This is a genomic window from Candidatus Kinetoplastibacterium galatii TCC219, from assembly GCF_000340905.1.
Lineage (GTDB): Bacteria > Pseudomonadota > Gammaproteobacteria > Burkholderiales > Burkholderiaceae_B > Kinetoplastidibacterium > Kinetoplastidibacterium galati.
This window is the reverse complement of record NC_020284.1, coordinates 105,643-118,372: the sequence shown is the minus strand read 5'-3', so window position 1 is coordinate 118,372 and position 12,730 is coordinate 105,643. Positions and strand designations below refer to the sequence as shown.

General features: G+C 31.7%; 12 protein-coding genes and 2 tRNA genes. 3 read left to right on the top strand and 11 right to left on the bottom strand.

Annotated elements, in window-relative coordinates; translation table 11 throughout:
- The 4 genes from rsmA to ST1E_RS00545 all read right to left on the bottom strand — a co-directional run bounded on the left by rsmA (position 1) and on the right by ST1E_RS00545 (position 4,705).
- Complete coding sequence (gene rsmA, locus ST1E_RS00560) at positions 1 to 792, bottom strand: 16S rRNA (adenine(1518)-N(6)/adenine(1519)-N(6))-dimethyltransferase RsmA (protein WP_015389315.1); 792 nt, start codon at positions 790 to 792, stop codon at positions 1 to 3.
- A gap of 13 nt (positions 793 to 805) precedes the next feature.
- On the bottom strand, positions 806 to 2,176 hold the full coding sequence (locus ST1E_RS00555) for a peptidylprolyl isomerase (protein WP_015389314.1): 1,371 nt from the start codon (positions 2,174 to 2,176) through the stop codon (positions 806 to 808).
- Positions 2,177 to 2,199: 23 nt separating this feature from the next.
- Complete coding sequence (locus ST1E_RS00550; RefSeq protein ID WP_015389313.1) at positions 2,200 to 4,515, bottom strand: LPS-assembly protein LptD; 2,316 nt, start codon at positions 4,513 to 4,515, stop codon at positions 2,200 to 2,202.
- Between the two features lie 114 nt (positions 4,516 to 4,629).
- A tRNA-Lys gene (locus ST1E_RS00545) sits at positions 4,630 to 4,705 on the bottom strand.
- A gap of 219 nt (positions 4,706 to 4,924) precedes the next feature.
- Here ST1E_RS00545 and ST1E_RS00540 point away from each other — a divergent pair.
- The 3 genes from ST1E_RS00540 (at position 4,925) to coaD (ending at position 7,490) form a co-directional block, all read left to right on the top strand.
- Complete coding sequence (locus tag ST1E_RS00540) at positions 4,925 to 5,212, top strand: co-chaperone GroES (protein WP_015389312.1); 288 nt, start codon at positions 4,925 to 4,927, stop codon at positions 5,210 to 5,212.
- A 40-nt stretch (positions 5,213 to 5,252) separates the two neighbouring features.
- Positions 5,253 to 6,914, top strand: a complete 1,662-nt coding sequence (groL, locus tag ST1E_RS00535) for a chaperonin GroEL (RefSeq protein WP_015389311.1) — start codon at positions 5,253 to 5,255, stop codon at positions 6,912 to 6,914.
- 102 nt (positions 6,915 to 7,016) lie between these two features.
- On the top strand, positions 7,017 to 7,490 hold the full coding sequence (gene coaD / locus ST1E_RS00530) for a pantetheine-phosphate adenylyltransferase (protein WP_015389310.1): 474 nt from the start codon (positions 7,017 to 7,019) through the stop codon (positions 7,488 to 7,490).
- Positions 7,491 to 7,536: 46 nt separating this feature from the next.
- On the opposite strand, the gene ychF is transcribed toward coaD, so the two are convergent.
- The 7 genes from ychF to ispE form a co-directional block, all read right to left on the bottom strand.
- Positions 7,537 to 8,610: a redox-regulated ATPase YchF gene (ychF, locus tag ST1E_RS00525; RefSeq protein WP_015389309.1), complete on the bottom strand. Its 1,074-nt coding sequence runs from the start codon at positions 8,608 to 8,610 to the stop codon at positions 7,537 to 7,539.
- 50 nt (positions 8,611 to 8,660) lie between these two features.
- Positions 8,661 to 9,392, bottom strand: a complete 732-nt coding sequence (locus ST1E_RS00520; protein ID WP_015389308.1) for a CPBP family glutamic-type intramembrane protease — start codon at positions 9,390 to 9,392, stop codon at positions 8,661 to 8,663.
- A 22-nt stretch (positions 9,393 to 9,414) separates the two neighbouring features.
- The gene (pth, locus tag ST1E_RS00515; RefSeq protein ID WP_015389307.1) at positions 9,415 to 10,002 is read right to left on the bottom strand and encodes an aminoacyl-tRNA hydrolase; all 588 of its coding nucleotides are present in this window, start codon (positions 10,000 to 10,002) and stop codon (positions 9,415 to 9,417) included.
- A gap of 46 nt (positions 10,003 to 10,048) precedes the next feature.
- A complete protein-coding gene (locus ST1E_RS00510) occupies positions 10,049 to 10,666 on the bottom strand; it encodes a 50S ribosomal protein L25/general stress protein Ctc (RefSeq protein ID WP_015389306.1) in 618 nt (205 codons plus the stop codon).
- 77 nt (positions 10,667 to 10,743) lie between these two features.
- Positions 10,744 to 11,694, bottom strand: a complete 951-nt coding sequence (locus tag ST1E_RS00505) for a ribose-phosphate pyrophosphokinase (protein ID WP_200858648.1) — start codon at positions 11,692 to 11,694, stop codon at positions 10,744 to 10,746.
- Between the two features lie 55 nt (positions 11,695 to 11,749).
- Positions 11,750 to 11,826: transfer RNA gene (locus ST1E_RS00500), tRNA-Gln, on the bottom strand.
- A gap of 4 nt (positions 11,827 to 11,830) precedes the next feature.
- Positions 11,831 to 12,727, bottom strand: a complete 897-nt coding sequence (ispE, locus tag ST1E_RS00495; protein WP_041185949.1) for a 4-(cytidine 5'-diphospho)-2-C-methyl-D-erythritol kinase — start codon at positions 12,725 to 12,727, stop codon at positions 11,831 to 11,833.
- Positions 12,728 to 12,730 lie beyond the last annotated feature (3 nt).

The following is a 12,730-nucleotide window of genomic DNA, read 5'->3' as shown; positions in this document are numbered from 1 at the left end:
TTATAATCTACAACCTATCTGATCATTAAAAAAATGATCAGATAGGTTGATAAATTGCTCAACTGAAATATCCTCAGCTCTAGATTCAGGAGATATCATTAATTTATCCCAATGTATATTCTTTGAGATATTCTTCAAAGAATTTCTCAATGTTTTTCTTCTTTTTGAAAAAGCTTCTAGGACTATCTTTTTAAATAATAAATAATTATTAGGTTTATTACGTTCATCTGATAAAGGAATTAATCTAACAATGGATGAAAAAACTTTAGGTTTGGGATAAAACGATTCTGGCGAAACATCAAATAATTTTTCAATTTTATAACGTTCTTGTAACATAACTGACAGGCGACCATAGCTCTTGCTGGAAGGTATAGCTACCATTCTATCAACAACCTCTTTTTGAAGCATAAAATGCTGATCTATTACAATATCAGCAACAGACATTAAGTGAAAAAGCAGTGGACTAGATATATTGTAAGGTAAATTACCAACTATTCTAATATTGCGACCAAATATACTGAAATCTTGTTTCATGACATCATTTTCTAATAGTATTAATTTCTTAGAAGAATATCTGTCTCTCAAAATTCTAGCTATATCTTTGTCTATTTCGATAGCAATTAAAGAATCCAGTTTATCTAAAAGAGGCGCTGTTAAAGCTGATAAACCAGGCCCTATCTCTATGATAGAATCATTACTTTTTGGGTTTATAGCAATCATAATCTTTTCTATAATGCTATCATCTATAAGAAAATTTTGCCCAAAACGTTTGCGAGGCTTGAAAATCGTCATTGCTTTTTTCTTTTTAATTCATCAATCTATTATCTATAAAAGAGCGTGTTTTAATATTACTAAACCAATTATCAAAAACATATTGTTTATTCAATTCAATAAGGTATTCTTTTGCTCTAATGCGCTTATTCTCATTAAATATATCTTTATCCCTAATATCATTAACCTTTATTAAATGATAACCATATGGTGATTTTATGACGCTACTAATTTGACCAGGATCCAACTTATTAATAACACTATCAAGCTCCTTTACAAGGGTGCCAGGAGTTACCCAACCTATTACTCCGCCTTGAGAAGCGGTTACATCATCAGAGTAATTACATGCCATATCATAGAAACTTGCTTTACCGGAAATTATATCACTACGAATATTCTCCAATTTCTCAATTACTGTCTTTTCATTAAATATTTCATGACATTTTATCAAAATATGTTGAACTTCTTTCTGAATTATTGAGTCACTTTCTTTTCTAGTTAAAATTTGATTAAATTTCTTAAAAAGCACATCATCATTTTCAATATTACAGGGAATTATATCCATTACTTTTATAATATGAAAACCACTAGAACTTCTAAAAATCTCACTAACCTGCCCTTCGGATAAATCCTCTATAGCCTTAATAAACAATTCAGGCCAACATTCTAAAGGTTTAGTTCCTAAATGATCTATAAAAAATATAGAATGATTATAAGAAAATTCACTAGATAAATCATCAAAGTTTTCTCCAGATCTTAGTCTATTATGAATTTCTTTTAATATTTCACAGGAATCATTAATAATTTTCTTTGAGGAATTTTGCGGTATTTTCAATAATACCTGTGATAAAGAATATAAGTTTTTATAGCTTTTTCTATTTTTTAAAAAACTTTCAGCGCATTTACTTCCGTAATTTAACTCATATAAAAGATTATCTATATCCTGATCCGTTATTTGTATCTTTTCCTCAATTAGATGCTGCTTTAGGCTATTTAAATAAATAGTATTTTTAATATTATACAAATATATATCCCAAGGAGTAGATTCATCCGTTTCTATTTTTGACCGAAATGATTCTAAATTCAATTTAGATTCATCAATCATATCGGATATAACAGTATTTAATTTATTATCATCAATAAAAATGCCTATCTTATTAGACTCCTGCCTTATCAATTCGCAATCAATCATTTGATTTAGTAACTGTGCACGCAAGACAAATTTATCAGGAATATTCATTTTATTTTTCATTAAGTTATTAATAAAATAATTCTCAATTTTAACTAAATCGCTTAATCTAATCACTTCCTTATTAACTATAGCTACTATCTTATCTTCGTATAACAAATCACTAGCAAATGCTACAAACGATAATACTGGTACAGATATGGCACAAATAATCATTAATATAATTTTACTGAGTCTCATCATTCATAATTATCAAAAATTGAGTTTAAAGAATTATCATTATTTATCAGCGGCTTATAATCATAAACACTGCTCTCTAGTAGATCTGTCATATCAGTCCCTATAGTCCCCAGACCTCTAAGCTCAAGTTGGAATAGTAACGCATTATTAATATTTCCATTAAATAAGCTATAACGGTGAAATACTAGTCTATTAATCCATGATTTGTCTTTTTTATATTCAAAACCTATAAGAAATTTTGGGACACTGATTTTTTTATCACCTTTCATATTAAAACTATGCAAAAAATCTAATCTCCCTAACCCATAAAATTTTTCTGTTAGTGGCCACTGAAAAGACAAAATAATAGTTCTTAGAATATCTTGTGTTTCATTCTGATATTTGTACAAAAGGTTAATGTTTGTTGATTCTTGAGGATTCCATTTAATACTTGCTAAGTATTTGCATAAATTATTCTTACAAAGATCATAATCAAAACATGCTTCGACAACAGTATCAATTAATGGAGATGTTGTAAAAGATAGCAATAAGTTAGAGATGCTATTGTTACATAATACCTCTCCTGGCATAAATACTTTCCTTCTATCTAAATATATTCTATTTGCTGCAGAAATAGATATTTTTTCATGCTCTAAATTAACATCACTATATTTAGCCTTCAATAGAAGTGTTATGTGATTAGCATCAGAAATTCTATCCCAACCACCATCATATATATTTTCATCAAAAAGACTTTGAAAACTAAAGTCAATTCGAGTAGTATCGTAACAAGGCAAATCTTCTTGATTGGAATAGGGAATATACAAATAAAAAAATTTTGGTTCTATAATTTGATTAAAAGATTTTTTGAATATAGAAACATTATTAACAATATAAGAACCACAACTCAAAGAGAATATTGGCACAACCCTAGATTTATAATAAGAATTAATATCATTTTTTAAATAATATTCAGAAAGATGAACTCCAAACTTAGAAGTTATGTAATAGGGATCACTTGCTAAATTATAGTTAATGCTTGGGTAAAACTGCAAACGGTTACAGTTATCATTTAATGAATCTCTTTCATAACGAGATCTTATCAATCTTACCATATTAAAATCTAGATCAATACCTAGTTTGCCATACAAATCATTATATCTAACAAAAATTTCAGGAAGTCTTTTATAATAAAAATTGGTTTCAATACCATCTACCAATACTTGATAAGAAGATAATTTTACATAAGTATCAAAATTATCACCATGCCAACTTATTTTGCTAATCTGAGATAAATACTTACGTTCATCATTATCGCTATATCTAAAGGATAGATCTCTAAAGAAATAATTATCTGATACTCTTGAGATATCAAAATCTAATGACAGGTTATCCTTTATATAAAAACAGTTTCTAAACTTATAATACCAGCGGTCGAGACCAGTTATCTTATCTTTATATACATAACTACCATTAACAACGCCATAGTAATTATCATTAACATATCTAAACTCGTTTGAAAGGATAAATCCTCTTTGACTTGAAATTCTTTGGTAAATGGTTGCATCACAATAACTAGAAATATTAATATAGTATGGGAGAATAATATCGTAACCATTTCCAGATACCAAACTATAGGTTGGCATTAAAAATCCAGATTTAGGTTCAGGTCTTATTGGAAAACTAATATACGGCATGTAAAGAATAGGTATATTACATAAATATAAACGACCATTAATAAGATTAGCTATGTTCTTATCAAAGTCTAATATCATAGAACTAGACTTTGTATACCATGATTCTTTGTAGTTTTCTACTCCAGAATACACAACATTAAGTAATTTAATTTTTGATTGATTTATTATATCAACTCTATCTGCTTCAGCATAAACATCATTGTAGCATTTCCAAAATCTAACATTTTTTATATATCCATTAACAGGATATATATTTAGAAAAGCATCTGATCCGATTAATGTGCTATTACCTAATCTAATATATACATTACCATCTACATATATGTTACCGTTATCACGATAAAATTTAATATGATTTCCCTTAATAACAGAATCCATTCTGCGTAACTGAGCGTTTCCAACTAGACTAAATGAACCATCTGTATCATCATTAATATGATCCGCAATCAAAAACAATGGTAGATCATCAAACGGTAAATCAAATTTGCTAATAGTTGAAGAAATTTGTAGTTGACCTAAATCATCAGCAAATAAGCGATCAGTCTGCTGTGGAGTTTTTGACAATATTGTCGACGATGTTGCATCAAAAAAAGTTAGCAAACATACAATGCTAGAAGCTAGACTTATAAAAAAACGCACGGATCTTAATAAATTAAAAATATAGATAGTTTAAACAAAAATCATAAATAAAAAGTGCATTATGCATAATTGCTACGATAAAAAAGATCAGCTATAAAAACGCAAAGAACTATTTGGTGGGCTGTGAGTGGCTCGAACACTCGACCTACGGATTAAGAGTCCGCTGCTCTACCAGCTGAGCTAACAGCCCAATTTTAAGCTAGAGTTTTCATTCTACATAATTAATAAAATAGTTTCAATAAATTTTAATTCATTTTGTTTTAAACAATAAGATTCAAATATTATAAAAAATAATTTTTAATGCCTCTTGAATAAAAAAATATAGACCATACATAGTTCATATAGCTGGTATGCAACAGGCTGCCAGTAATTTTTGATTAATATAATTAAATTTAAACAGGAGTTTCTTATGGCTCTACGTCCCTTACACGATCGAGTGATCGTAAAACGTCTGGACAATGAAAGAAAAACTGCTTCTGGTATTGTTATCCCAGAGAGTGCGACAGAAAAACCTGATCAAGGAGAAGTACTCGCTGTCGGTCCAGGTAAAAAAACAGAAGATGGTAAAATTTTACCAGTAGACTTAAAAGTAGGAGACAAAGTATTGTTCGGAAAATATTCTGGACAGTCAGTTAAGGTAGATGGTGAGGAATTGCTAGTAATTAGAGAAGATGAAATTCTTGCTGTAATTAACTAAACCATATTTGTTTAATAAATTTATTTCCGAGGAAGCTAAAATGGCTGCCAAACAGGTTTTATTTGGAGATGACGCACGTGTTCGCATAGTGCGTGGTGTGAATACACTAGCTAATGCTGTAAAAACAACCCTAGGACCAAAGGGTAGAAATGTAGTTATAGAAAGATCTTTTGGTGCTCCAATTGTTACAAAAGATGGAGTATCAGTTGCAAAAGAAATAGAATTAAAAGATAAATTCGAGAATATTGGTGCGCAATTAGTTAAAGATGTTGCCTCTAAAACATCTGATAGTGCTGGTGATGGCACAACAACAGCAACGGTACTAGCCCAATCAATAGTACAAGAAGGATTGAAATATGTTGCTTCTGGTTACAATCCTATAGACTTGAAAAGAGGTATAGATAAAGCAGTTACAGCTGCTGTAGAAGAATTAAAGAAACAATCTAAACAAATAACAACAAATAAAGAAATAGCTCAGGTTGGTTCTATTTCTGCTAATAGTGATGAATCCATTGGTGAAATAATTGCAAAAGCAATGGATAAGGTAGGCAAAGAAGGTGTTATAACTGTCGAAGATGGTAAGTCTTTAGAAAATGAGTTAGATGTAGTAGAAGGCATGCAATTTGACCGTGGATATCTTTCTCCATACTTTATTAATAATGCTGACAAACAAGTTGCAGCATTAGAAAATCCTTATGTTCTAATATATGACAAAAAAATTAGTAATATTCGTGATCTTTTGCCTATCTTAGAACATGTTGCAAAATCTAGCAGGCCACTATTAATCATAGCTGAAGATGTTGAAGGTGAAGCTTTAGCAACTTTAGTAGTAAATAACATTCGTGGAATATTAAAGACAACTGCTGTTAAAGCTCCTGGATTTGGAGATAGAAGAAAAGCAATGTTAGAAGATATTGCTATACTTACTGGTGGTGTTGTAATCTCTGAAGAGACCGGAATGACCTTAGAAAAAGCATCTTTGGATGATTTAGGTCAGGCAAAACGTATAGAAATTGGTAAAGAAAATACCATAATAATAGACGGAGCTGGTGATAGCAAATCCATAGAAACTAGAGTTAAGCAAATTAGAGTACAGATAGAAGAATCTACATCTGACTATGATCGCGAAAAATTACAAGAAAGAGTTGCTAAACTAGCTGGTGGAGTTGCTGTTATACGAGTAGGAGCAGCAACAGAAGTAGAAATGAAAGAAAAGAAAGCAAGAGTAGATGATGCTCTGCATGCTACACGTGCTGCTGTAGAGGAAGGAGTTGTTGCTGGAGGTGGCGTAGCTTTGCTTAGAGCAAAACAAGCTATTGCTAACTTAAAGGGAGACACCCCAGATCAAAATGCAGGTATTAAACTCATTTTGCGTGCAGTTGAGGAACCTCTACGTACTATAGTTAATAATGCTGGAGAAGAAGCTAGCGTTGTGGTAAATAATGTATTAAGTGGTAAAGGCAATTATGGTTATAATGCAGCTACTGGAGAATATACTGATTTAGTTGCACAAGGAGTATTGGATCCAACCAAAGTAACAAGAACAGCCTTACAGAATGCAGCTTCAGTTGCTAGCTTATTACTGACAGCGGAAGCTGCTATTGCCGAGCTAGTTGAAGATAAACCAGCAGCAGCACCTTCTATGCCAGGTGGTATGGGTGGTATGGGTGGTATGGGCGGTATGGGCGGTATGGATTTTTAATTATTAAATAATCTATGCTTTAAATTACTGCTGTTTTGATACTTTATGATGCAATTTTTATTTTTCTAAAAATTGCATCATTTTTTATAAGAAAGCTCCTAAATGATTACTGCAATATATCCAGGAACATTCGATCCTTTAACATTAGGGCACGAGAATATAATTCTAAGAGCATCAAATATATTTGATAAGGTAATAGTTGGTATAGCTCATAGTAGAAAAAAAAATCCTTTTTTTAGTATAGAAGAAAGACTAACTATGGCTAAAAGCATATTAAAAAAACATCCAAATATTGAAGTTGAAAGTTTTAGTGGGCTATTAAAAGACTTTATACGCAATAAAAATGCAAAGTTGATAATAAGAGGATTAAGAACTACCTCAGATTTTGAATATGAATTCCAAATGGCAGGTATGAATCGGCAGCTAATGCCAGATATAGAAACATTTTTTATGACAACTTCCCCTGAGTATCAATATATTTCTGGAAGTATAGTTAGAGAAATAGCTAATTTCGGTGGCGATATTAGTAAATTCGTCTGCCCCTATGTTAATAATTGTTTCCAAGAAAAGAAATAGAATCTATTATTTGAGGCAAACTAAGCACTGAAAATCATAAATTACACTAAACATTAAATAGAAAATTCATTATATCTCCATCCTTCACAATATAATCCTTACCCTCGGAACGAACCTTGCCTGCTTCTTTAGCCTTTAGTTCTCCATTATATTTTATAAAATCATCATAAGAGACAGTTTGTGCTCGTATAAATCCTTTCTCAAAATCTGTATGTATAACACCAGCAGCTCTGCTAGCAGTAGAGCCCATAGGTATAGTCCAAGCACGAACTTCTTTAACTCCAACTGTAAAATAAGTATGAAGCCCAAGAAGAGAAAAAGCAGATCTAATCAATCTATCTAATCCTGGCTCCTGCAATCCCATATCCTTTAAAAAAACCTTTCGATCTTCCTCAGACATATCAGCTATATCTTGCTCTACAGATGCGCATATTGTAACCATCGGAATATTACGCTTTAAGGAAAAATCTTTTAGTTTATCTAATAGAGGATTATTTACAAAACCAGTTTCATTAACATTACCTACGTACATAATAGGTTTTATGGTTAGAAAAGAGAAATTTTTCAATAATGAAAAATCATCAATTGATAAATTCATGTCTCTAAGAGGTCTATTATTATCTAAATGTTTTAAACATCTATTTAATATATGTACTGGTATGTTAGTAGAATTCTTTTGATTTTTAGATAAAATTCTTTCTATGGAACTTAAATCAGCAAGAATTAATTCTGTCTCTATTATTTCTATTTCATTTATCGGATCAATTTTATCACTGTAATGAATAATATCTGGATCATCAAAGCAACGAACTACATTTAATATTGCATCAGTTTCTCTAATGTGAGACAAGAACTGATTTCCAAGACCCTCTCCTTGACTGGCTCCTGATACTAACCCAGCTATATCAACAAATTCTGCTGTTGCATGTATAATCTTTTCTGGATTTACTATTTTAGCTAAATTAATTAAACGAATATCTGGAACCTCAACAATACCAACATTCGGTTCGATAGTACAAAAAGGATAGTTTTCTGCTGCTATCCCAGCTCTTGTTAGAGCATTAAAAAGAGTTGATTTACCGACATTTGGCAGACCAACGATACCGCATTGCAGAGCCATTCAAACTCCTATAACAATTTTATCAAACTCGTAGATTACAATACTTTCTTTTAAATGACAAAAGTAGCAGTCTGGTTTCTTAAAAAGAACCACATAATAATAGCAGGAGCAGCATTAAATATAGAATGCAGCAATATAGAAGGTATTATTCCCTTAGTCAACCTAACCCATCCTAGTACAAGACCAGTACACCATTGAGGCAACACAAGCAAAGGAGCTAAATACCAATTATTAAAATCATAAAAAACAAAATTATAAATATGCAAACTAGCAAATATTATATTAGAGATATGAAATAAAACCGGGAAACAATTATAATTACTAATTACCTGATATCTGCATGATCTAAAAAAATATTTATTAAAAAACATATTAGCAATAGTACAGACAATAATGATGCTGTAAAAAAAACTAGGGCCTGTAAGCAATATAAAGATAAAGAATGGAGCTATCCATATAAAATTAATTGAGCTAAGCATCCAGTATCGAAACAACATTTCTTCTATTATAGGAGCCCAAATAATAGCAGAAAACAAAGGTATATTAGATTCAATCTTATGTTTAGCGCCTATGATATTAGCGACACTGCATGCTGTTGGGCCTAATATAAATATATTTAAAAACCATAACAAACAGGCCCATCGCATCAAGTTACTTATAGAAAAGCTTTTTATGAAATTACTTTCACTGCACAACAAATCTATATCTTTAAACACAACAGAACCAGGATTTCTTATAAAACAAAAGAAATCACGCAATTCTGAAATAAATTTAATGCTCATACATTAATTATTAAAATTTTAACTATTGTCTCAAACATTGTTGTAAAAAATCAAAATCACCTTTTATTAGGCTGTCAATTGATTTTCTAAAACAGTTTATGGAAGATTCAATAGAACATGACTCTTCATAATTTGGCCTGCCAAGGACAAAATCAGAAACATTCTGTCTTAGATTTAATGATCTTGGGTGTCCTATACCAACACGTATTCTCCAAAAATTACTACTAGAGATAGAACATTTAATAGATCGTAACCCATTATGTCCTGCAGAACCACCTCCTTGTTTAAGACGAATATCACCTGGTAAAATATCTAACTCATCATGGACAACTATCAATTGTTCTGGCATTAACTTGTAAAAATTCATTACAGAAGCAACTGAAATGCCAGAGTTATTCATATAAGTGATAGGCTTTAACAAGAATAAAGTACCGAATAACGTCTTTACCTGAGCTATTTGACCAAAGAAAGAGTTTTTGTCGCTAAATTTAACTTGAAAGTCTTTCGCCACACGATCCACAACATCGAACCCTATGTTGTGGCGAGTACCGTTATACTTTTCTCCAGGATTACCTAAGCCTACAAGCAATAATACCTTATAATTACTCATTTATAATAAATGAAATGGTTAAACATTAAAAATTTCTAATGTTTTATCACTCACTTGAATCAGAAGATTCAGGTGAGGTTTCAGATTCTGAAGACCCATCATCACTACTTACAGCAGAAGCAAGCAACGGATTAGTATCTATACCATGAGAATTATAACTAACGCCGTTAGGGAGATTAATATCAGACAAGTGCACGGAATCACCTAAACTGACACCAGATAAATCCACATCTATAAATTGAGGCAAGAGAGCAGGCATACAAGTAATATCAAGTTCCGTCATAACATGCCTAATAATAGCTCCACCAACCTTGACGGCTGGAGAAATATCTTCATTTAGAAAATGTAATGGCACTTTTGTACTGATTTCTTGATTGGATTCAACACGTTGAAAATCAATATGTAGAACTTGTTGCTTGTATGGATGCCATTGAACAGATCTCAATATGACTTGCTCAGTACCCTTGTTATTTATTGTGATTTTTAGTATTGAAGAATGAAATTTTTCCTTTCTTAAAGCATGGTATATTTCATTATGATCCAATTCTATAGTCATCGGTAAAGAACTGCCTCCATAAATTATAGCAGGAACCCTACCTACATGACGCAGGCGGCGGCTCGCACTCGTACCATGCATATCTCTCAATAAAGCATTAATTTCCACAAGGAACTCCAAATAATAATATTACTAATGAATAAAGCATTATGCCGCGACCAACATAATACCGAATAAAAAAAGAGCTAAATTAAAAACAAAGAAGCCAAAGATTCTGCTTTAGAAATTCTAGAAATAGTATCTCCTAAAAGAGAAGCACATGATAATTGCCGTATCTTTTTTGAAAATAAACCCTCTTCAGATAAAGGTATGGTATCTGTAACAACTATTTCATCTAACAATGAATTCTCTATTGACTTGATAGCATTACCTGATAAAACTGGATGAGTACAATAGGCATATACAGATTTTGCACCATGTTCTTTCAATGCTTGAGCTGCTTTACATAGTGTTCCAGCTGTATCAACAATATCATCAACCAATATACAAGATCTACCTTTTACATCACCTATAATATTCATTACCTCAGACACATTAGGAAAAGGTCGGCGTTTATCTATTATAGCTAACTCTACATCTAGATCTTTTGCCAATGCTCTGGCCCTAACTACTCCTCCTATATCTGGAGAAACAATTACTAAATCAGTTAGATTTTTAGTTTTAATATCATTTAAGAGTATAGGACTGGCATAGACATTATCAACTGGAATATCAAAAAAACCTTGAATTTGTTCTGAATGCAGATCCATAGTCAGGACATGATCAACACCAACTATCTGTATCATATCTGCAACTACTTTAGCAGATATAGAAACCCTAGATAGTCTGGATCTACGATCCTGTCTAGCATACCCAAAATATGGAATAACCGCACTAATACGAGAGGCAGAAGAACGCCTTAGTGCATCTACTATTACCATCAATTCCATAAGATTGTCATTAGTTGGGGCACAAGTCGATTGAATAACAAAAATATCTTTACCTCTGACATTTTCATTTATCTCAACCATGACCTCCCCATCTGAAAAACGACCTATTGTCATCTTCCCTAATAAACAATCTAAATGGTTAGCAACGTCCAAAGCTAATTTATCATTGGCAGTGCCAGTGAAGACCATAAAGTTACGTTTCGTCATGATAAGTACACAGTAATCGTTTTAACAATATAACAAAATAAACACCAATAAAAAGTGGCTGGGAAGGAAGGATTCGAACCTTCGAATGCCGGAATCAAAATCCGGTGCCTTAACCAGCTTGGCGACTCCCCAATTTTTACTTCGTAACCCAATACTTCAATGGATGTTCATCAAGACCAACATAAGAACCAGTAAAAAAGAACTTGGCAGGCCGAAAACTTCCACATACCTTGTTTATTATATTACCTATTTTGTTCAATGCCAAAATAGATTGTGAAATATTATCATACTCTATGAAAAAACAAGACCCAGAACCTGACATTTTAAAGGCAAAACCATGTTGTTTAAAAAAAACAACGGTGTTGCAAATATCAGGATATCTAACAAAGACAACATCCTCTAAGTCATTCTTTCCAAATAAGTAGCTAGGACTATCCATAAACTGACACATTGTAACACGTCTAGTATCTCTTTTCAAAATAGAATCTGAAAATATATCTTTAGTGTTTATACTAATACCTGGCTGCATGATAAGGTAATACTTTAATGGCAAATCAATCCTATGCAATATATTGCCTATCCCACTAGCAAAAGCATTATCTCCAAATATGAAAAAAGGAACATCTGCTCCTAGACAACTAGCTAATTTCATTAGTTCCTGCCTATTAAGGCCAGCAGACCATAATTTATTTAACGCAATTAAAGTACTTGCTGCATTACTTGATCCACCACCAAGACCTCCTCCTATAGGAATATTTTTTTCTAGAAAAATATGGGCTCCTTTATTACTTTTTACGTGCATTTTGAGTAATTTTGCAGCTTTTATAACCAAATTATATTCATTCGGAATATTGTTACTAGTCATTTCAAAACTTATGGTTCCATCATTACGCAAATTAAAACTTAAATTATCATGCAAATCTATTAGTCGAAAAACTGTCTGTAACATATGGTAACCATCTAAACGGCGACCAATAACATGCAAAAATATATTTATTTTTGCAGGAGCTTTAACATCATATAAATGGTTCAAATT